Below are 20,238 nucleotides of genomic sequence, written 5' to 3' on the forward strand. Positions count from 1 at the left end.
AAAATAGATGCCCGCAGTCTTATTTTAAGGATCTTATTTCAATATTCGAATGGTTAACGGGATGCGGTAATAATGCCCATAATATGCCTTTATTGCAGCAACGATGGTAAATACCAATACATAAATTCCAATCAGCCATGCAATGATAAAACCAAGTCCGATAAACATCAATATAAAGGCTATAAAGGTGTAAATGGTATAGCTGATTAAGAAATTGAAGTATTCCTTCCCATGATAATCAATAAATTCAGAATCATTCTTTTTAATTAACCATATAGCGAGCGGTCCAATCAGCACAAAGAAAAAACTGCTCAAATAGATCGCCATTGCCCATAATTTATCATTTGTATTTTGCACTTGTGTTAAACCTCCAGTGTTCTAATTCTCTATATAGTTTAATACGATTCAATTCCCTGCAAGGTTTCAAAACTTACATGATTTCTTTGATTGCCTCATACACTCTATACATATATAAAGACAAGTCTACAATTTGACTTTATAACCTGTAAGAGGGAGCTGGTAAATTTGTTTGAAGAATGGAAAGCAATCGTACTTGGGATCATTCAGGGTTTGACAGAATTTTTACCTATCTCAAGTACTGGTCACTTATATTTGGGTAGGCATTTATTCGGTCTGGATGAGGCTGGATTATTGTTGGATACCATGCTGCATACAGGTACACTTCTTGCTTTACTCGTCTTTTATTGGCATGAAATAGTAAAGCTACTTAAAAATCCTTTTTCTAAACTGACGTTGCTTTTGTTGCTCGGAACAATCCCTGCCGTTTTGGCAGGTGTGCTCTTTAATGATTATTTCGAGAGCATCTCTAAGTCTGGAATTACAATCGGCTGGGAATTCCTTATAACAGGATTGGTCTTATGGTACGCAGATATTATGCCCAAACAAGACAAAAATTTAGTGGACATGACGTATAAACAGGCATTATTTATTGGAAGCTTCCAAGCAGCCGCTATTTTCCCTGCAATCTCCCGCTCCGGTTTTACCATGGCAGCTGGCCTTATGAGCGGACTAAATCGCGAAACCGCAGCCTATTTTTCCTTCCTCCTCTCCATACCTGTAATATTTGGAGGAATATTATTTAAAAGTAGAGATTTAGTGACAGGACCGGTCGAAGCTATTTCATTTCAAGGATTATTTCTCGGTACCATTTTTTCGGCTCTTTTTGGGTATCTAGCTGTTTCCTGGATGATTAAGTACATTAAAAACCACTCATTAAAGCCTTTTGCTATCTATGTCATCCTATTGGGAATTGTGATATTGATCCTTCAGTACCTCCATATTTTTTAATGTTTTTTGGGGATCAAACGATTAAAAATGACGTTTAAAAAATGTACAAAAATGACGATAAAAAACTATTTCATTTTACTAAAAAATCTTGTATGATACTCTCAGAAATACTTTATTTCAAAAACCGTATAAGCAAAAATTAGGGAAGGCAAATGGTGCGCCACCAGTAATGGTTCTAGTGGGTTCGATTCCCACCCCGAAATTTTTTGATAGTACATTTATTAAAAAATTTCGAGGGGAAATCGCAGTTAGCGGCTGCCCTCATACGGAGGGATCTGTATGTTGAAAAAACGTGATTTATCAGACTGTCCTGTTTTATTTGAATTAATGATTCACCCTGATGTCTTCCCTTTTGTGCGCCATAAAACGCAGCAATATGAAGAATATCTCTTCCTTACTAAACAAATGATTGAAGCTGAAGAGAGAGGCGAACTAATTTCACGGACCATCCTCGATGAATGGGGAAATCCGATTGGTACCATTACCCTTTATGATGTATCCAATCAAGCTGGATTTCTAGGGACATGGTTAGGGAAGCCTTATCATGGTAAAGGATATAATCAATTGGCCAAACAGCATTTCTTTGAAGAATTATTTTTTGAGCTTGATATTGAAACGATTTTTCTCAGAATCAAGAAAGAAAACATCCGATCTCTCAAAGCAGCTCAAAAGATGCCTTATACCATGCTTGCTAATGACAGTCGCAAGGCATTGTATGAGGAAATCAATTCAGGGGCGTACTCATTTGATTTATTTGAGATTACGAAGGATCACTTTACCTTATCTCAAATGCGGCAACCAACAGAGGTTTCTGTATTCGATCTAAAAGAAGCTTAAAAAAAACAGGTGTTATGCCCGTCTTGTTATAGACTGTGCATACACCTTTTTTAGATTCCTGGCTTCACTCATTTTTTTGCCAGCACTTGTTGTTCATATAACTTTTTAAGGATATACGTTTTATATAATTCTAGCTTTTTCCTTTCAATTGGATGCCTTCTTATTCCGTTTTCTTTAAGCTTGGCTACATACCAGCCCTTCGAACCTGTGTATGCCATTCTGTTCCCCCACTCCATTCATTACTTACCCCAATATATGAGTGAATTTAATAATTATGACAGCACAACGGAATAATAGAATGCCTGTCTTATTTCAGAATGATTTATGGTATAATTTTTTTCATTGTCATACTTACGAGCACGGAGGCATTATATTATGAACTTATCTATTTTTACTAAGGAGAATTTCTCAAGAATCATTTCGGTCTTCTTTCCGATTTTGATTACGCAGCTGGGTCTGTTTGCTATCAGCTTTTTTGACACGTTTATGTCCGGAAAAGCCAGTCCGGAAGATTTAGCAGGGGTAGCCATAGGCACCTCTATATGGAGTCCCTTCTATAATGGCTTTGCCGGGATTTTACTAGGTGTTACGCCAATAGTGGCCCATCTGATTGGTGCTAAGGAAAAAACAGGCAAAATACGGTTTTCCGTAATGCAGGCTATCTATGTAGCTGTTGCGATGTCTCTCATTCTGATTGGTGCAGGTGCCTTAGTGCTCAAACCATTATTAACAAGTATGAACCTCGAGCCGAATGTATATCGAATTGCTCACGGCTATTTAGTCGCTTTGGCATTTGGGATCTTGCCGGTTATGATCTATAATGTCCTGCGGTCTTTTATAGACGCACTTGGCAAAACCACGGTTTCTATGTTAATTACCCTTATAGCCATCCCTGTCAATGTTATTCTTAACTATATGTTTATATATGGAAAGTTAGGCGTGCCTGCATTTGGAGGGATTGGGGCTGGTATCGCTGCAACCATTACTTATTGGGTCATCACCTTGGTTGCGGCAGTATTTATTATGAGGGTACAACCTTTTTCCAGTTTTGGTATTTTAAAATCTTGGCCGTTGCCTGCCTTTAAGGAATGGCTTGAATTAATGAAGATCGGATTTCCAATCGGGATGTCCATCTTTTTTGAAACCAGTATCTTTGCAGCCGTTACGTTGGCTATGAGCTCTTATGACACGATTACGATTGCATCACATCAGGCTGCCATGAACTTCTCCTCTTTCTTGTACATGGTCCCATTAAGCTTTGCGATGGCATTGACCATCATTGTTGGCCATGAGGCAGGAGCGAAAAATTATAAAGCAGCTAGAGAATATACGTTTCTCGGTGTTTTTTGTGCGATTGGTTTTGCGGGAATCAGTGCTATATTCTTATTTATTTTCAGAGATTATATTGCTCTTCTTTATACAAACGATCCTGTTGTCGCTTCATTAACAGCGCAATTCTTAATTTACGCGATCTTCTTCCAGCTTTCCGATGCACTGCAGGCCCCAATCCAGGGTGCCCTGAGAGGCTATAAAGATGTGAATATTACGTTCTTTATGTCGCTTTTATCCTATTGGATTATAGGGTTACCGCTTGGCATTTTCCTTGCAAATAATACGAATTTAGATGCATTCGGTTATTGGATTGGATTAATCTCAGGCTTAGCAGCAGGTGCAACTGGGCTAACAATCCGATTATTGTATGTACAAAAAAGAAAATTCGTCCACAAACTAAATTAACCTATTCTTCTATTATTACGAAAAAAGTTCGCTTGGATTCAAGCGAACTTTCAGACTGTAGATAAATCCCTTATTTAGGGACCTTGCTACAGTTTTTTGTTTTCGCTATTCTTTCCTATTCGGTTAACGCTATTTTCCGCATAATGGGCTCGCTTTCCGCGGGCAAGCATCAAGCCTCCTCGCGCTCTGCGCTGCGGGGTCTTGATTAGCTTGTTCTTCTCGCAGGAGTCTCACCCATTCTGCAGAAAATAGGATACTGCTTCATATATGAGTTTCCACGGTATAAGGCAGAATTTGTGTATGATGAGTAATTCAACTGTAATCTTTGTCCGGAGGGACAAGAGCTGACGTATTATCGTACGACGACGAAAGAAGGATAGCGGCAATACAGCTCCAATCCTCTTCAATGTGTGAACTGCCCACTTCCTTAGATGAGGTCGGTGTATCCCTCGTGAAAAAGCGAAAAAAGAAGGAATTCAGAAATTGTTCCCTTAAGGGCCATTCTGAATTCCTTTTGTCTACAATCTGAAAGTTCGCTTGGATTCAAGCGAGCTTTTTCTAGTTACTATTCATTGTGATGAGTTCAAATCATCTAAGGAACACAAAAAAATGACACATAGAAATATGTCATTTTAGTCTTACTTTCATCTTATCTGCTTTTAGACAATACGTCCTGCCCACCTGTCACCGGTATTACCGTACCTGTAATAAAGTCAGATTCTTCGGTACACAAAAAGGAAATGACGCGTGCTATGTCACCACCGGTTCCCGGCCTTCCAACAGGAACCTTATTAGAAACTACTCCTTCATCCACACGAAAGCTTTCCTTCCAAGGATCCACAATATCTCCCGGACAGACCATATTGGCCGTAATTCCATACTCCGCTTCTTCCATTGCCAAAGTCTTTGTTAATGAGGTCAATCCCGTTTTGGCTGCAGCAAAAGCCGAACGATATTTCCAACCTGGTGAGTGGTCAGACTGATCAAATCCCATTGTAATAATTCTGCCCCATTTATTTGCACGCATATAAGGAATTGCCGCACTGGCTAAATAGAACATACTTGATAAATTACCATTAATCAGATATTCCCATTCCTCATCTGTATATTCCAGCATTGATTTTCGTTCCTGTATATATGGACCCGCATTATGTATAAGGATATCTATTCCATCGCATAATTCATAACATTTATGAATAAGATCGCGATGGTTTTCTCGAATCGTTACATCATATGGTAAAGCATATGCTTTCACTTTGTAGGTTTGGGCCAAATCCTTCATATCTTGAATAGCCTTTGCTTGATTCTCTCGATAGGTCGTAATCACATTTATCCCATCTTTAGCTAATTGCCTTGCTGTAGCTTTGCCTAATCCTCTTGCTGAACCAGTAATTAAAGCCGTTTTTCGAGTCAACTTCTTCCCCCCTACAGGCAGTATTTACTATATCTATTATACATGGAATACATACAATTCTGTTAATCAAAAGCTGTTTATACATTAACGATTATCGTCCCGATCGCATATAGTATGTTAACCTAATATGTCTGTAAAAGTTGAGGTGATTAATTGTTTCCATGGGACCTTTTTTCAAAAAATGAGAATCAAAAGCCGGATTGGATAAAGTTTATTAATCAGTCAGGTATGGAAAAGCAGATGGAACAATTATTCTCTATGCTTTCACCTGAACAATTAGGAGGATTAATCAACCAACAATTTAAGAACAATCAAGAGCCAGATGAGCATCCCATATCCAATTCAGCAAAAACGCTCTCTGTTGATATTTTGGAGACTCATGATTATCTCTTTATTAGAATTCCAATCAAAGAGGAGCAATTACCTACCCTTAAGGTTTATCATACGTCCACAAAATTTCTATTATCCGGTCTGCTACCGGATCCAGATGAGAAACATTCTTTCCACTTGCCGGCTCCAGTTAAGAAAAAGGGGTCAAAATCATCTTACCGAGATGAAATTTTGGAAATCATTCTCTTCAAATTAAATGAATCACATTTCTCTGAAATCTCCATACCTGAATGGTAAAAAACTGGCTTATAAGCACTAGCCAGTTTTTTTATTGTCATTTATTTTTCTCCCTGTAAAAAAACCAGTGCTTTGTCTCCCGCTTTACCGTTGAGTTCAACCTTCACGTATTTCAACCTGTTATGACAATCCAATATTTCTAATTTCCCCTGATTGATCAACCGCTTTTCCATCAAGGATGCATACATCATATTATCGGGACTTACCAATAAGGTAGCATAGATCGCTTTATCATTTGGGTTTGCTGTCGCTATTGTAAAAAACTTGAGTTTATGGACGTCGAAAATGATATGTGCATGGCCATTCGATTTAAAAAACAGTTCTTTTTTTATATTTACAAATTCATGATTTGTCCTGTTTTGGAAAGAGCGATTGGTAAACTCTCCAACATCCAATCCAGTAATTTCTTTGATTTTAAATTCTGTTTGATTATGCGTTTCAGGTGTATATTGTTTTTCTTCCCTATGTAATTTGTACACCTGTGATGGTTCATGTACCTTTTTATCATTCTCCTGAATTGTCATAATTGACCATTCCTTTCTATCGATGCATAACTTAATAACTATATGTATATGCACGCCTTGTTTGAAAAAGAAGATACATGAAGCAATAATATTATAAAATATTTGGGAGATTACTGATTGCCGTCCATTCCGTTTTATAAATACACGATTCTTATTTATAAAACGGGCGAGGATATAACTGATAAATGAGTCTGAAAGGCGGAGGGTATCCAAAATCTATTGAAAACAAATAAAACCCAAATTATTAGGAGAAATTAACTATCACCTAATAGCTCAGGTTTATTATTTACTGAATACTTATGTCAAAGTACTAACTAAAGAATATTCATGATTTTTATACCGATTACTTTGATATCTTAAACTCTTTCTTTGGCATTGCATGCATGTCTCTTGCTGTTACATGCGGAATAAGGTAATAATCTCCCTCTTGATTAAATGCTTTTTCGAGACTATAAACGCCGTCCTTTTTATGTTTAACGGGAATTTTCTCCTTGTCAGAGCCATCCTTCTTCCCAAACTCAAATTCAACTGATGAGGCATCTGTAACTTTATCTTCCCCCTGTGTTACGGTCACCTCGAAAAGCATATTTTCTTTAACTTTTGCATTCTCAGGTGAAATTTTCACTTGCACATCAATGATCGCAGGTACTTCTTCATCTGCTGCTTTTGATTGGCAGCCAAACAGCATGGATACCGTAGCTATACACATACAAATCAACCATACATTCTTTTTATACAATTCAAATCCAACCCCTTATGTGATCCATCATTCTATTTCTAATCATACTCAAAACTGGAATTGTAAACCAGCACTAATTTTAAAAATACTAGTACGATTATTTATTATAGAATATTGAATTAGTACTCTTTACTTATTTCTCCTTCCCCTACCTGTATATTTCCAGATTAGATACAAAAGCTACAGTAAAAGGAGGTTAGGTATGTGAGTCATCCCTATTGTTGCCCGAACTGTAAAACAAACCGATCTCGATTTAATGTAATCGAACAAAATCCCATTTATGTAAAACTCGATCCACAATCAGGCACTATTGTTCAGATGTACGCAGATGATGAATTAGACGCCTTCCATTTGCCATATAACGGACCTGTCAGAAGGATTCAATGTGCAGCCTGTGGATTAATAGAAGATGAGAAAACATTTATTGCATTTGGTGAACGTTCATTTAACTAGTCAACTTTATCTTTGAAAGTTACTAATCCATGATATCTATCGGTAAACATTTGTCGTAGTTACACGAACTTACCATCTATTTCAACCATAAAAAAATCGCCTCTCCTGTTAAAGGAGAAGCGATTTTTTTATTTTATTTCTTCAGCAACTTTTTCTTAGCTGCTTCCAATTGTGGGTCTTCTTTTGTGATTTTATTTCTTAATTCAGTCATTAATTTATTAGTGGTATCTCCCTGAATTACACCTGTTTCTTTTAAATCATGTTCCTTCTGGAATTTTTTAACCGCCGCAGCTGTGTCTTCATCAAAATATCCATCTGCTTTACCTGGATCGTATCCAATTGCTTCAAGCATTTTCTCTGCATTCTCCACTTCTGATGACATCGTGGAGATTGTAAGTTTTTCTTCTGGATTAATGAACGACAGATTAGCATAATCAGGCATTTTGACATTGATGTCAGGCTTGATTCCTTTTTTATGAATCCAATTACCATCCGGAGTCAGCCATTTCGCATACGTAAATTTCAAATTAGATTTATCCGTGAAGTCTATGGCAGATTGAGCAGTTCCCTTACCATATGATTTAACGCCTACCAACGGAATATCAGCAGATTCATTTAACGCAGCTGCCACTATTTCGGAGGCACTGGCACTTCCTTCATCAATTAAAACAACAGTCGATAAATCAAACTTATAACCTGTGTCTGTTGCTTTTGATACTTGTCTGTTACCACTTCTATCCTCAACCTGGAAGAGGGTTTTACCAGCAGGAACAAACATATTCGCAATGATTTCAGCCTGATCTAATAAACCACCCGGATTTTGCCTTAAGTCAAGGACAATTCCCTTCATTCCTTGCTCTTCTACCTCACGCAGCGCTTTTTCAAGCTCTTCGGCGGTATTTTCAGAAAAACTTGTTAGTTGAATGCTGGCTATTTCATCAGTCAAGTTTTCTTTATAGACTGTATTAACCGGAATGGTATCTCTTACAAGATTAACTTCCATTGTTTTACTTGCTCCGGGACGTTGAATTAATAAATTAACCTTTGTTCCTTTTTTTCCGCGGATTTGCAGCACCGCATCGCTCGCTGACATTCCCTGCAGGCTTTTATCATTTACTTTTAAAATAATGTCGCCTGCTTTTAATCCAGCTTTTTCAGCGGGTGCACCTTTTATCGGTGAAACAATCACAATTTGATCATTTTCCGCCATTATTTCTGCCCCGATGCCTTCAAAAGAAGATGAAATGCTTTCATGGAAGCTGGCCGCTTCTTCTTTTGTCATAAAATCTGAATAGGGATCGTCAAGGGATTCCACCATTCCATTTATGGCACCATCAATTAATTTATCTCTGTCTACTTCTTCGAAATAATTATTTTCAAGTGTTTCCAGGGCACTCTTGATTTTATCCATATCACTCTCAGATCCACTGAAGGATGTCTTGATTCCTGATGTCGATTGTTGTGAATTAGCAACTATGTATCGTGTTGCAAAAACACTAAGAATAATTAATAAAGCTGCTCCAAAAATAAGATAGACCCATCTTATTTTCAAATAGCCCTTAGGCTCATTTTTTTGTCCTTGTTCTGAATCCAACTGGTTCACCACTTTCACTGAACTATACTGCCATAAGAATTACCTATATTATAACAGAACCACAAATTATATCCTACTCGGTTGCCAACTGGATGTATTCTTCGAAGGTTAAGTTCCTATTCTTCATATCAGTGGCATATTCTTTTCTTACATATCTAATATGCCAAGGTTCATACATATAACCTGTTATTTTCTCCCCATTTTTGGGATACCGGATAATAAAGCCATATTCTGCCGAATTTTCTGCAAGCCATTGACCAGCTGCCGTTGAACCAAAGGCTTCATTCAATTGATAATTATTTTCCGCACTCGAAACATCCATCGTCAGACCGGTTTGATGCTCACTCTTTCCAGGCTCCGCAACGGATTGCTTGGCATGTTCGATACCCGATACTTCAATTTCTGCATTGTATAGTTGAACCTGTCTGTCATAGGAACGAAAACCGGAGACAGCAGCGATTTCAACCCCTTCTTCACTAGCTGCTGCAAACATCTTCTCGAGAGCTTCAGCAGCTTCCTTCCTCATAAGTTGTTTTTCATGCTCACCTGAGAAAGAAAAGGTTACATCGGGTTTTACCAGATCATCTGCTCGGTAACCAACCGGCAGGCTATACTCTTTGTTAACCAACACGAGTAAATTGTCCGGATTTTGGATGTAATTAACACCATCCTCTACCTTTATATCATTCAATAACTCAGCAGCTAACTCAACACTATTATCCTGCTCCGCCTGACCATTTGTTTCCTGTGCTTCGTTCTCATTCTCTTGATTAGATGAATTAACCGAATTAGAAGGTAATCCATCACATGCTGTGAGTAATAAAGCCGTTGCCATCATCATCTTTAGAAGTATTGTTCTCATTTCTCTTCCCTCACAATTTCTTTTCTCTAACCGTCACCAAGCTATTTCGTAAAGAATTATTCGTAACTAGTACTCTATTGGACCATTCCACTTAAACGTTTTGTATGTATGCAGGAATCCATTCCTTGACGCTAATCACATATCCTTTTATCTTTTTCAAGTATATATGAAACGTTTGCTGTATGCTCTATTTTTTATAAAATCATTTTATTATACCTACCACCATTCATCCTAAAAATCATCAATAGTACTATTATATAAAAAAAGCTCCGGTTTTCACCAGAGCTTACTTCATTTTTAGATATTAGGCTTTAATGGCTGTGTTTAACGCCACTTCAATCATGTCATTAAATGTTGTTTGTCTTTCTTCAGCTGTTGTTTCTTCACCAGTAATAATATGATCACTGACGGTAAGAATGGATAATGCCTGTCTGCCGTACTTAGCAGCTAAAGTATATAAAGCCGTTGTTTCCATTTCAATCGCTAAAATACCGTATTGTGCCCATTTTTTATGATCCGCTTTATCATTGTAGAATTGATCTGCTGTAAATACATTACCGACTTTAAGATTCAACCCTTTATCGACACCTGTATCATAGGCTGTCTTCAACAAATTAAAATCAGCTGTTGGAGCAAAATCGATTCCATCGAAAAGTAATTTATTCATATTGGAATCAGTAGATGATGTCATAGCTAAAATTACGTCTCTTACTTTAACATCTTTTTGAATGGCACCACATGTACCTACACGAATTAATTTTTGTACATTGTAGCTTTGCATTAGTTCATTTACATAAATAGAAATGGATGGAACACCCATACCTGTTCCTTGAACAGACACTCTTTTCCCTTTATATGTTCCTGTATAACCAAACATGTTTCTGACTTCATTATAACAAACCGGATTTTCTAAAAATGTTTCAGCTATATATTTTGCTCTTAGTGGATCTCCCGGCAATAAAACTGCTTCCGCGATTTCATTTTCTTTAGCGCCTATATGTATACTCATGTTTGAATATTTCCTCCTTTATGTAACGACTATAATGTCTTTTATTCAAATATAACTATACCATAAGCTATTGAAATATATAAAATGACGGATTATTCAGATTTTAACAGACATGAAGCCGATTCACAATCGCCCAACCACCGGACTGAAGCTGATAATAACTCTTTTTTTCATAATTATCACCAATCATAATAATATCTCCACTAGATATAGTTCTCCCTTTGTAATTGTTAGGGATTAAATCTCTTATATTAAATGTCCTAAACAATTTATTAATGACATCTGTATGATTCTCTCCGTTGATATGCCCTTGATAAACCAGTTTATAACCTTTCTTCTCCCGAGGGTGTTCTGTCTGAAAAATGGCGATTTCATATTCTCTTCTTCTCAAAGCCGACCACTTTAAAATATTTTGTTTTAGCATACTTTCCCTCCTAATGTGTTTCATATTAATTTATACCTTCACCCAAGAAATTCCTGCAATGAAAATCTTCTAGTTTTGTCGAAACACCACTTTCTCGTTCAAGTTATCCTTTTATCGACTAATTTTTTCACTTTTGTATAGCGGTGTTTCTTAAGTTGGCGTACCTTTTTTTATGATCAACCTTAAGCGCAGCTAGTCTGTTGCCCATTATATTTGAGATTGAGTCTCCAAAAGTTAGGGAGATTAGCTTTTCAATTTTAAAAAGATGGTTCATTTTCCACCTTTTATACGGAATGACTGGATTAGGATTTGAATCGGCTGGATTTTGGCGCAGTTTGGCTGGATTCTTTCCAAGATTGGCTCGATTCCTCTCAAATATGGCTGGATTATTGATGAAATTGGCTCCTTTATTATCAAATACAGCATTTTATATCCATTTATGAAAAACAGACCACTCGAAGGTGAGAAGTCTGCTTCTTGATTAGTGAGGCTCTTTATTTTCTTTTGTGGTTTGATCATCTACCAGTTTTTTTAGTTTTTTTACAGCTGTATTCATGACTTTTCTATAGTTTTCGTCTCCAAACATCTCAAGTAATATGCGATAATCATTATAAATGTCGAGAAGATGGTTAATCATATCATCCTTGTCAGACTCCTGGTTATTCTTGCTCTGTGAGCTTAGCATTGGCGACAGATCTGTTGTTTTTTTGTACTGATTGGTTTTCATTTTTTGATTAAGAGCATGTTTTTTTAAGAACCGTTCGGCTTCCTTAGCATCTACCAGAAAAATCAAATCATCTTCATTGCATTCCAGCCACTCATCGTCACTAATCCTTGATAATTCATAAATAATATCTTCCCATGACTCTTCTTTGTATCTCCAAATTTCGGTCCGATACCCAATGACCTTAAAGATATCCTTCCCATATCCTTTCACTTGCACTAAATCTCCAAAAAAGTATTTATAATCAATGTTTACTTGTTCTGCTTCAAATAAAAGTCCTTCAAAATCATCTACAAGCATTAAAGAGGATTCCGTATATACTCCATCGGCACCTTGGACCTCATATACATAAGTTTGATTAAATTCCTGAACAGATTTCACTACACCAACGATTCCATTAACAAGTATGACTACAGAATTTCCAATTGCAAACTTTGGTTTATTACGCTTGCCCATTTCTGCCACCCCTTGCAGTTCGGGTAAAATTTTTTATCAGTATATGCAGCTTATTTCTAGAGGGGAAGCCTATAATTTAATCTCTACTTTACTTGAAGGTTAGATTGTCTATGAAACTCGTTTATTTTAAAAATCTGGCTAGACATTTTAACGAAAAAGTCAAAACACATTTCTAATTCACGAGAAAATAAGCCTTATGAACATAAATTATAATTCAACCTTCTCCATATTTTTCTGAAAAAACTATTTTCCTTTTTTAGTCATCAATCCCCTATTTAGCCTAATCATCGTGAGACCTTGTTATTACACCCACCCTATAAAAAAGCAATCTGCTTATTCTATTAAATGAGAATAAGCAGATTGCCAGGGTTCTTTTTATGATAGTTATATAAAGACTTTTTCGTCTGAGGGAATAGTCAGGGTAATACTCGTTCCTTCTCTTTCTACACTAGTTACTTCAAATGACCCTTTCAACTCTTCCATGATTTTCATGCTCGTTGTGAGTCCCAAACCAGTCCCATTTTCTTTTGTTGTAAAAAATGGAGTCCCGAGCTTTGTTAAAATACTTTCATTAATACCTGGGCCATTATCACGGATGGTCAATTTCACTTCATCATCTTCGCAATCCGTTAAGATACTGATGGTACCACCTCCAGCCATCGCATCACAGGAATTCTGAATAATATTTAAGATAACTTGGTAGAGTCGATTCCTGTCTGTATAGATCGTCCCATCACACTGGATATCCTTTAAAATAGTAATATTTTTTTTATTCAGCTCTGCCCTTTGCAATAGAATGATTTCATCTATCAGCTCATTAACTGAATACTTTTTCAGTACTAATTGATACGGTTTTGAGAGATTTAACAATTCACCTACGATTTTATTCATGCGGTTTAATTCTTCTATAATAATATCAATATAATTTTTAAATACTTTTTCATCATATGGGTGGTCCCTTAATAGTTGGAAAAGCCCTCTAATAGTTGTAATTGGATTTCTGATTTCATGAGCGACACCTGCTGCCAGTTGTCCAACATATTTAAGTTTTTCCGTCCTAAGAAGCTCTTTTTCCCGCTGTTCCAGGGTTTCAACCATGGACATAAACACTTTATTAAGAACCATCAGCTCATAATATGTATTATCAATCTGGGTGTATTTCTCGCCATTTGTATATCTTTCCACACCTTCTGCCATGCTTTCGACAGGTTTAACTACGGTTCTTGTTATGTAAAAGACAAATCCCAAAATACCAACTAGCATAATCATTCCAATAATTATATATCCATTAATCAGTTTCAATAATGGGGAATATACAATTTTTTTATTGGCTGCAGTAACCACATACCACTGTTCCTGAGCATCGGCTCTAGCTTTGATCGACTTAACAGCATATAGCTGCTTCCCATTTTCAGAATGAATTAATTCATTATTTTGATCTGATACAATCAAATCATTAATCGATAAATTATTTTCTTTAAGAAAATTAGTTTTCATGATATTTTCTTCATTTTGCTCTGATACAACCCAACCCTCATGATTAATCATAAACGCGTTATAAGGAAACTTTTCACGCTCAAGCGTTAAATTTGATTCAATCGTTTTCCACAAATAAAACAAATCAAAAGTAGGTGCAAATACTCCATTCATCTCATTATCGTTCGTGTATACGGGCGTACTAATCCAAAAGAAAGGCTTCTGTTGGTCATTTAATTTATATACTTTTGATAAATATTGTATTCCTGTACTTGATTTTTTAAAGGATTCACTTTTTATAAAATTGGTAGATAAATCGCTATACTCTTCTGATGGGTATACATCACCGTTCTTGTTCACATAGATATAACCCGAGTAAATCGATTTTGACTCCACATATTCCTTTAAAAACTGTAAGGAATCTGATTTATTATCCGACTGTATATCCGAATGCTTACTTAAATAAGCAAGATCACTAATTCGCTCATCTATAAATCGATCCGTTGTATCAGCCGCATGATAGGATGCGGTTCTTAATGTCATCCTAACCTGATTTTCAATTAACCCCTTCTGGGTATAATAAGAAATAAACCCTAGACACACCAAGGGCACCGTTGAAATAATAAGCGAATACCATAATAAACGGGTTTGTAATCGAACTGGCATAGTAACACCTGTTTCTTTCTGCAAGAATTCAATGGTTAATAAAAACTCATTCTATACTAATAAATTGATTATATAATTAATTTAGATAGGATTACTAGGAATTTAATCCTAATAATCCCCTTTACTTACTGACCAATATGCTGTAGATATAAATTCCATGCATCGTCAAATAAGCTCATATCTAATATATATTCACCATTCATTTCTAAATACAGGCTTATTTCGTGATAATCAGATGAATTTTTAGGAAAACCTGGATCATGAAAGACATTCTCAGCAAAAATCGACATTTCACTTTTCTCCAGGGCATGTCTATATGTGTTTAAATATTGATAAAAAGATTTCACTTGCTTCCGCTCCACTCATTTAACATTATTCAGGCCATATACATATTACCTAATATTACTCCATAATGCTATTATTTACTCAAATACTTGGAAGTTATGTGAAAGCTCGCATTTCCAATATATGTGGATATTAATCCAAAATCCACATTTGTCAAAATATGTATTTTCATTACATCCTGTAATAAGTATACATGAAAAACTGCTTTTCCGTCTTATTTTTTTAATAAAATTTTGTAGATTACTAAAAATATAGCATAAAAAGAAAACTTCGGCTTGGCCGAAGTTTATTTTATACTAAAACGGGTTCCACTTTGACTTCTTGTATTTTACGGATAATATCACGGGCTACCCAAACACCACACGCACTCGCCTGAGCCAGTCCTCTTGTAAGACCGCCTCCATCTCCACCAACATATAAATTGACGATATCGGTTTGGAAATGCTCATCTACATTTGGACGCGCTGAGTAAAATTTCGCTTCTACTCCATAAAACAGAGTGTGCTCAGAGGCTAAGCCAGGTGTCACTTGATTTAGTGCTTCTGTCATTTCAATTAAACTTTTCATTGTATTATACGGTAAGACTAGACCTAAATCACCTGGAACTGCTTCTTTTAAAGTAGGTTCAATAAAGCCTTCTTTTATCCTTTTTTCAGTAGATCTTCTTCCTTTTAAGATATCACCGTACTTTTGAATAATTAACCCGCCATTGGAAAGGGCATTTGCCAGTCTTGAAATATCTTGCGCATATTCGGTAGGTTTATCAAATGGCTCGGAGAATTTATGTGATACCAATAAAGCAAAGTTTGTATTCTCGCTGCCAAGCTTAGGATCTTTGTAGGCATGCCCGTTGGCAAGCATAATACCGGAATGATTCTCGACCACGACATGTCCCGAAGGATTGGAACAAAATGTACGAACCTGTGTACCAACAGATGTATTAAAAATAAATTTTCCTTCATATAAGTACTTATTGATTTCTTCCATAACAATATCAGACGTTTCTACCCTGACACCGACGTCAACCTGATTGCTTGTCATCTTCAAACGACGCTTCTTCAGAATTTCGGTCAACCATTTTGAACCATCTCTTCCCGGTGCGACAATGACGTAATCCGAATATAATTGTTCACCATTTTTAAGAACAATTCCTCTAGTTACGTATTGATTATCCTGTTTTTCTGTGATGACATCCTCTACTTCAGTTTTAAACGCCATATCAATTCTATCTTTTAAGTATTCATAAATACTTTTCAGGATCTCTAGATTTTGTTCTGTACCTAAGTGGCGCACTTTGGCACGCAAAAGTTTTAACCCGGCAGCATACCCTCGTTTTTCGATATCACGAACTTCCTCACTCATTGGATTAGTGATAGTATCAGTTGCCCCGTGTTTTAAATTAATCTCATCTACATATTTTATCAATTCAACAACTTGTTTCTTTGATAAATAATCCGTCATCCACCCACCAAATTCACTCGTTATATTAAACTTTCCATCTGAATAGGCGCCTGCACCACCAAAACCGTTTGTAATCGAACAAGCAGGTAAACATCCAGCAAAGCTTTTACGATTAGTTGGTGGTGGACATTTAATAATTTTCTTTTGCAGAATTGGACAATTCCGTCTATATATATCATGACCTTTATCAATTAAGAGGATCTTCGCTTCTGGTGATTTCAATGTAAATTCGTAGGCTGCGAATATTCCAGCTGGTCCGGCACCTACGATAATAACATCATAATTTGTTTTCATTTGAGGATCTCCTCCATTAATTTGCTTATCGCTCCAATCAAAACTATATCAAAGCGAGGGGAAGTCCGTCAATCAGAATGCGAACATTAAATTATTTATTTTTAAATTCGTTCGTGTATAAGGTATTTTTATGTAAGTTTTCATTTGAAAAAGGGTCAATTTTCACCAATTCCACAAAAAAAGGGACGGATAACCGTCCCTTTCTTATCAATCAGCAAGGGCTGCAGAACGAAGCACCTATAATAATAAGAAGGATAAATAATACAACAATCAGCGCAAATCCGGAGCCAAAACCGCCTCCACCGCCGTATCCGTACCCTCCGGAACCATATCCATATCCTCCACCGCAACATCCATCTTGACCATAAAACATTTGCTTCACTCCTTTAGAAGTTCATCATTACATTTTTACTATATGTGTTAAACGCCCGTTGGGTATGTGCATTCGCCTAATTAGATTGTAAATTTCAGGAGAAAGTTGTAACATCAAATTAGAATGTCAACAGAGATCACAAATGGGGGTAAGTTTCATTTTAAAGCGTAAACAAGTACTATTTCTCGGTATAATCCTAGTCGTTGGCCTTTTTATATTTTTTAACATCAACACACTCTATAGTAAAAGCCAAACACAAGATTTATCTACTAAGCTACAGAACGCTCAAAGAATTCGTTATGTAGTGGTTGGAGACAGTATTGGTCGAAGCTCCGGCGCAGAATCACGTGAACTGACTTGGTTTTCCCAATTAGAAACGCAGATTAAAAAAAGGTATGGCAGCAGAATGACTGGACAATATATCGTTCAGAGCGGGGCTACATCTTTTGAAGGAATTTATAAATTACAAAATACCAATATTTCTCCATACACTGATGTGATTTTCATTGTATTTGGAGAAAATGACCGAAAATATATGCTGAAAGAAGATTTCGCTGAATTATATGAAAATCTAATTCGACAAGCTAAAATGAAGGCGCCTCATGCAAACGTAATAACTGTCATTGAGAGTAGTTTGCCGGATGAAGGGTTTGCACAAACGATTCGCGAAATCAGTCACTATTATGGAGCCGTGCCTGTAGATATGCGGACAGTATTTGAAGAATCCCCCTTTTCCATTTCGGAATTAACAAAAGACTCGATTCATCCGAATGGGAAAGGGTATAAATTATATTCGAATGAAATTTTTAAAACGCTTAGTACATTGAAACAAACTCAAAAACCAATAAACCTTCCTTCAACTAAATGGATTAAAGAAGATTTCCAGTTAAAAATGAAAGACCAATATATCCATAATGAAGGATTTATAAAAAAGGATGGGTACCTATACTCGAATAAAAAAAGCCACCAACTAATATACAAGTTTAACGGACCCCTAGTTGGTGTCACTTTAATGCGCGGTCCAGATGGAGGGATGGCCGATATTTACATAGACGATCATTACCATAGCACCATCAGTACATGGTGGCCATTTCAAAAAGAACGATATATTTACCTGGCAAATCAGCTTGGTGAAGGCACACATGAATTGAAAATAATCCCTAGCGGTTCTCAAAGTAAAAATAATGTGACGAACGAATCCTCTATTCGGATTTCCGGAATCATCGAGAAAGAGTAACCCTTCTAATGGAGCTGTCCTAAAATGGACACTCCTTTTTTTGCGTACTTCAAACGACAGACAAAGGTGGATGAAACAACTGTCTGACAATATGATTTATCAGAAACAGAATTTCGCCTATACCACAATAAAACACAAAAAAGCCCGCTACCCCTGCGCTGATTGGGTGTGCGGGCTCCATTCTTTAATCCAATTCAATATAGCATGTTTTTTCGCGTGTAAATTCCAACACAGAATCGCTTCCAATCCCGCTATCTTTATGACCGCCAAACGGCAATTCCGGGCCAACTCGGCGATAGGTGTTTACCCACACATTTCCGGATTCCAAATTACGGATCATTCGATGCGCCCGGTCAAGATTCGAAGTCCATACCCCTGCTCCCAATCCATAGGCTGTATCATTAGCAATCTCAAGCGCTTCCTCTTCCGTATCAAATGGCATAACAACGGCAACAGGTCCAAATATTTCTTCTTGGCAAATACGCAGAGAATTGTCATCGACTCGTATCAAGGTCGGTTCAACCCAGTAACCTTCCGCGAGATGTGGATATTCCGGTAATAAAGTAGATCCACCGTAACGCCCGCCAACGATCACTTCCCCTTCTTCCTTTGCACCTAGTTCAATGTAAGAACAAACCTTTTCATATTGTAAGCGGTTGGCGATGGGTCCCATTGTACTTTCTGGATTCATCGTGTCGCCAAGCTGAATATAATTCTCGATTTGCTGTTTCATAAGCTCAATCATTTCTTCAAAAACAGGCCTTTGGATTAAAATTCGAGACCCGCCAACACAAATTTGTCCGGCATTTCCAGTGAATATACCGTTTAAGGTAACTCCTTGAGCAGCTTTCGTTAAATTAGCATCTGCAAAAACGATGTTGGGCGATTTCCCTCCCAATTCTAGCGTAAGCGATTTCGGTTTTGCTGCTGTAGACTTGGCAATCGCACTAGCTGTTGTGCCTGAACCAGTTAAGGTAACTTTGTTGACATGACGATGACTTACCAGGGCCTCACCAATTTCTGAACCATAGCCCGAAATAACATTTAATACTCCCTGCGGTAAAATTTCTTGCATGAGCTCCGCATAACGCAATGACGAAACTGCAGCTAATTCAGACGGTTTGATAATGACCGTATTCCCTGCTGCTAAAGCATATGCCGCTTTCATAGTGAACGTAAACAATGGAGAATTCCAAGGGATTATTCCAACGACAACACCCAGTGGTTCACGCATGGTATATCCCATTGCAGAAGGTCCTAATTGAGTTGTTTCGCCTCGGCTTCCGAGCGATGTCGCACCGGCCGCATCGTACCAAATACTCGTTAATATCGGTATGAGAGCATAACTTGTCTCCCTAATGACCCACCCATTATCCCTAGTTTCTAATTCAGCAAGCTCTTCAGCATGTTGTGCAATCACATCACCGATTTTCCGTAAATAATTCGATCTTTCTAAAGCTGAAAGAGCTGACCAAGCGGGCAGTGCATAGTGAGCTGCAGAAACAGCAGCATCTACGTCTTCCGTGGTACTCGAAGGTATGGTTGCCCACACCTTACCTGTACCTGGATCAATACTTTCAATTATTCTCCCATTAGCTGCAGAAACGATTTCTCCGTTAATAAAATTACGAAACTCTTTTACTTCTTGACTGGTTTTCAACCATTACCCCATCCTTTC

The 20,238-nt window shown here is 37.1% G+C and carries 22 protein-coding genes; 7 read left to right on the forward strand and 15 right to left on the reverse strand.

Features of this window, described 5'->3' with window-relative positions; genetic code table 11:
* Window positions 1-33: 33 nt before the first annotated feature.
* Window positions 34-357 carry a DUF4870 domain-containing protein gene (locus AC58NB_RS06375; RefSeq protein WP_497425995.1) on the reverse strand — a complete coding sequence of 108 codons (324 nt, stop codon included), beginning with the start codon at window positions 355-357 and terminating at the stop codon, window positions 34-36.
* A 168-nt stretch (window positions 358-525) separates the two neighbouring features.
* Here AC58NB_RS06375 and AC58NB_RS06380 point away from each other — a divergent pair, with 168 nt between their 5' ends.
* Entirely contained in the window at window positions 526-1,308 is a 783-nt protein-coding gene (locus AC58NB_RS06380; RefSeq protein ID WP_497425996.1) for an undecaprenyl-diphosphate phosphatase, read from the forward strand.
* 279 nt (window positions 1,309-1,587) lie between these two features.
* Entirely contained in the window at window positions 1,588-2,145 is a 558-nt protein-coding gene (locus tag AC58NB_RS06385) for a GNAT family N-acetyltransferase (RefSeq protein ID WP_497425997.1), read from the forward strand.
* Between the two features lie 68 nt (window positions 2,146-2,213).
* Here AC58NB_RS06385 and AC58NB_RS06390 read toward each other — a convergent pair whose 3' ends face one another.
* Complete coding sequence (locus AC58NB_RS06390; protein WP_497425998.1) at window positions 2,214-2,363, reverse strand: DUF2639 domain-containing protein; 150 nt, start codon at window positions 2,361-2,363, stop codon at window positions 2,214-2,216.
* A 157-nt stretch (window positions 2,364-2,520) separates the two neighbouring features.
* On the opposite strand from AC58NB_RS06390, the gene AC58NB_RS06395 reads away from it, so the two are divergent.
* Window positions 2,521-3,882, forward strand: coding sequence for an MATE family efflux transporter (locus tag AC58NB_RS06395; protein WP_497425999.1), 1,362 nt, complete (start codon window positions 2,521-2,523; stop codon window positions 3,880-3,882).
* 649 nt (window positions 3,883-4,531) lie between these two features.
* Here the strand turns inward: AC58NB_RS06395 and AC58NB_RS06400 are convergent.
* Window positions 4,532-5,296 carry an SDR family oxidoreductase gene (locus tag AC58NB_RS06400; protein ID WP_497426000.1) on the reverse strand — a complete coding sequence of 255 codons (765 nt, stop codon included), beginning with the start codon at window positions 5,294-5,296 and terminating at the stop codon, window positions 4,532-4,534.
* 228 nt (window positions 5,297-5,524) lie between these two features.
* Here AC58NB_RS06400 and AC58NB_RS06405 point away from each other — a divergent pair, with 228 nt between their 5' ends.
* The gene (locus AC58NB_RS06405) at window positions 5,525-5,923 is read left to right on the forward strand and encodes a CS domain-containing protein (protein ID WP_497426001.1); all 399 of its coding nucleotides are present in this window, start codon (window positions 5,525-5,527) and stop codon (window positions 5,921-5,923) included.
* Window positions 5,924-5,964: 41 nt separating this feature from the next.
* Here the strand turns inward: AC58NB_RS06405 and AC58NB_RS06410 are convergent, their stop codons facing one another.
* Together AC58NB_RS06410 and AC58NB_RS06415 are read right to left on the reverse strand one after the other, a co-directional pair.
* Window positions 5,965-6,447 (reverse strand): hypothetical protein, encoded by a 483-nt coding sequence (locus AC58NB_RS06410; protein WP_497426002.1) that lies wholly within the window; start codon window positions 6,445-6,447, stop codon window positions 5,965-5,967.
* A gap of 343 nt (window positions 6,448-6,790) precedes the next feature.
* Entirely contained in the window at window positions 6,791-7,186 is a 396-nt protein-coding gene (locus tag AC58NB_RS06415; protein WP_497426003.1) for a FixH family protein, read from the reverse strand.
* Between the two features lie 204 nt (window positions 7,187-7,390).
* On the opposite strand from AC58NB_RS06415, the gene AC58NB_RS06420 reads away from it, so the two are divergent.
* Window positions 7,391-7,639, forward strand: a complete 249-nt coding sequence (locus AC58NB_RS06420) for a DNA alkylation repair protein (protein WP_497426004.1) — start codon at window positions 7,391-7,393, stop codon at window positions 7,637-7,639.
* Window positions 7,640-7,772: 133 nt separating this feature from the next.
* Here the strand turns inward: AC58NB_RS06420 and AC58NB_RS06425 are convergent, their stop codons facing one another.
* The 4 genes from AC58NB_RS06425 to AC58NB_RS06440 all read right to left on the reverse strand — a co-directional run bounded on the left by AC58NB_RS06425 (window position 7,773) and on the right by AC58NB_RS06440 (window position 11,528).
* Window positions 7,773-9,242, reverse strand: coding sequence for a S41 family peptidase (locus AC58NB_RS06425; RefSeq protein WP_497426260.1), 1,470 nt, complete (start codon window positions 9,240-9,242; stop codon window positions 7,773-7,775).
* 64 nt (window positions 9,243-9,306) lie between these two features.
* Window positions 9,307-10,095, reverse strand: coding sequence for a M15 family metallopeptidase (locus AC58NB_RS06430; protein ID WP_497426005.1), 789 nt, complete (start codon window positions 10,093-10,095; stop codon window positions 9,307-9,309).
* A 304-nt stretch (window positions 10,096-10,399) separates the two neighbouring features.
* The gene (gene deoD / locus AC58NB_RS06435) at window positions 10,400-11,104 is read right to left on the reverse strand and encodes a purine-nucleoside phosphorylase (protein ID WP_497426006.1); all 705 of its coding nucleotides are present in this window, start codon (window positions 11,102-11,104) and stop codon (window positions 10,400-10,402) included.
* Window positions 11,105-11,207: 103 nt separating this feature from the next.
* Window positions 11,208-11,528, reverse strand: coding sequence for a YodL domain-containing protein (locus tag AC58NB_RS06440; protein WP_497426007.1), 321 nt, complete (start codon window positions 11,526-11,528; stop codon window positions 11,208-11,210).
* 293 nt (window positions 11,529-11,821) lie between these two features.
* Between AC58NB_RS06440 and AC58NB_RS06445 the strand changes: the two genes are divergently transcribed.
* On the forward strand, window positions 11,822-11,971 hold the full coding sequence (locus tag AC58NB_RS06445; protein ID WP_497426008.1) for a hypothetical protein: 150 nt from the start codon (window positions 11,822-11,824) through the stop codon (window positions 11,969-11,971).
* Between the two features lie 38 nt (window positions 11,972-12,009).
* Here AC58NB_RS06445 and yodN read toward each other — a convergent pair whose 3' ends face one another.
* The 5 genes from yodN to AC58NB_RS06470 all read right to left on the reverse strand — a co-directional run bounded on the left by yodN (window position 12,010) and on the right by AC58NB_RS06470 (window position 17,323).
* Complete coding sequence (gene yodN / locus AC58NB_RS06450) at window positions 12,010-12,708, reverse strand: germination protein YodN (RefSeq protein WP_497426009.1); 699 nt, start codon at window positions 12,706-12,708, stop codon at window positions 12,010-12,012.
* 384 nt (window positions 12,709-13,092) lie between these two features.
* Window positions 13,093-14,874: a sensor histidine kinase gene (locus tag AC58NB_RS06455; RefSeq protein WP_497426010.1), complete on the reverse strand. Its 1,782-nt coding sequence runs from the start codon at window positions 14,872-14,874 to the stop codon at window positions 13,093-13,095.
* Between the two features lie 101 nt (window positions 14,875-14,975).
* A complete protein-coding gene (locus AC58NB_RS06460) occupies window positions 14,976-15,197 on the reverse strand; it encodes a YozE family protein (protein ID WP_497426011.1) in 222 nt (73 codons plus the stop codon).
* Window positions 15,198-15,486: 289 nt separating this feature from the next.
* Entirely contained in the window at window positions 15,487-16,950 is a 1,464-nt protein-coding gene (locus AC58NB_RS06465; protein WP_497426012.1) for an NAD(P)/FAD-dependent oxidoreductase, read from the reverse strand.
* A gap of 211 nt (window positions 16,951-17,161) precedes the next feature.
* On the reverse strand, window positions 17,162-17,323 hold the full coding sequence (locus AC58NB_RS06470; RefSeq protein WP_497426013.1) for a YjcZ family sporulation protein: 162 nt from the start codon (window positions 17,321-17,323) through the stop codon (window positions 17,162-17,164).
* A gap of 142 nt (window positions 17,324-17,465) precedes the next feature.
* Between AC58NB_RS06470 and AC58NB_RS06475 the strand changes: the two genes are divergently transcribed.
* Window positions 17,466-18,560 (forward strand): SGNH/GDSL hydrolase family protein, encoded by a 1,095-nt coding sequence (locus AC58NB_RS06475; RefSeq protein WP_497426014.1) that lies wholly within the window; start codon window positions 17,466-17,468, stop codon window positions 18,558-18,560.
* Window positions 18,561-18,744: 184 nt separating this feature from the next.
* Here AC58NB_RS06475 and AC58NB_RS06480 read toward each other — a convergent pair whose 3' ends face one another.
* On the reverse strand, window positions 18,745-20,220 hold the full coding sequence (locus AC58NB_RS06480) for an aldehyde dehydrogenase family protein (protein WP_497426015.1): 1,476 nt from the start codon (window positions 20,218-20,220) through the stop codon (window positions 18,745-18,747).
* Window positions 20,221-20,238: the final 18 nt, after the last annotated feature.

The sequence above is a fragment of the Pradoshia sp. TA40_28 genome (assembly GCF_059694525.1).

Bases quoted from the DNA above. Each gene is read 5' to 3' on its own strand.
- AC58NB_RS06385 (WP_497425997.1), top strand. From the start codon at position 1,588: ATGTTGAAAAAACGTGATTTATCAGACTGTCCTGTTTTATTTGAATTA.
- AC58NB_RS06390 (WP_497425998.1), bottom strand. From the start codon at position 2,363: ATGGCATACACAGGTTCGAAGGGCTGGTATGTAGCCAAGCTTAAAGAA.
- AC58NB_RS06395 (WP_497425999.1), top strand. From the start codon at position 2,521: ATGAACTTATCTATTTTTACTAAGGAGAATTTCTCAAGAATCATTTCG.
- AC58NB_RS06405 (WP_497426001.1), top strand. From the start codon at position 5,525: ATGGAAAAGCAGATGGAACAATTATTCTCTATGCTTTCACCTGAACAA.
- AC58NB_RS06410 (WP_497426002.1), bottom strand. From the start codon at position 6,447: ATGACAATTCAGGAGAATGATAAAAAGGTACATGAACCATCACAGGTG.
- AC58NB_RS06430 (WP_497426005.1), bottom strand. From the start codon at position 10,095: ATGAGAACAATACTTCTAAAGATGATGATGGCAACGGCTTTATTACTC.
- deoD (WP_497426006.1), bottom strand. From the start codon at position 11,104: ATGAGTATACATATAGGCGCTAAAGAAAATGAAATCGCGGAAGCAGTT.
- AC58NB_RS06440 (WP_497426007.1), bottom strand. From the start codon at position 11,528: ATGCTAAAACAAAATATTTTAAAGTGGTCGGCTTTGAGAAGAAGAGAA.
- AC58NB_RS06445 (WP_497426008.1), top strand. From the start codon at position 11,822: ATGACTGGATTAGGATTTGAATCGGCTGGATTTTGGCGCAGTTTGGCT.
- yodN (WP_497426009.1), bottom strand. From the start codon at position 12,708: ATGGGCAAGCGTAATAAACCAAAGTTTGCAATTGGAAATTCTGTAGTC.
- AC58NB_RS06465 (WP_497426012.1), bottom strand. From the start codon at position 16,950: ATGAAAACAAATTATGATGTTATTATCGTAGGTGCCGGACCAGCTGGA.
- AC58NB_RS06470 (WP_497426013.1), bottom strand. From the start codon at position 17,323: ATGTTTTATGGTCAAGATGGATGTTGCGGTGGAGGATATGGATATGGT.
- AC58NB_RS06475 (WP_497426014.1), top strand. From the start codon at position 17,466: ATGGGGGTAAGTTTCATTTTAAAGCGTAAACAAGTACTATTTCTCGGT.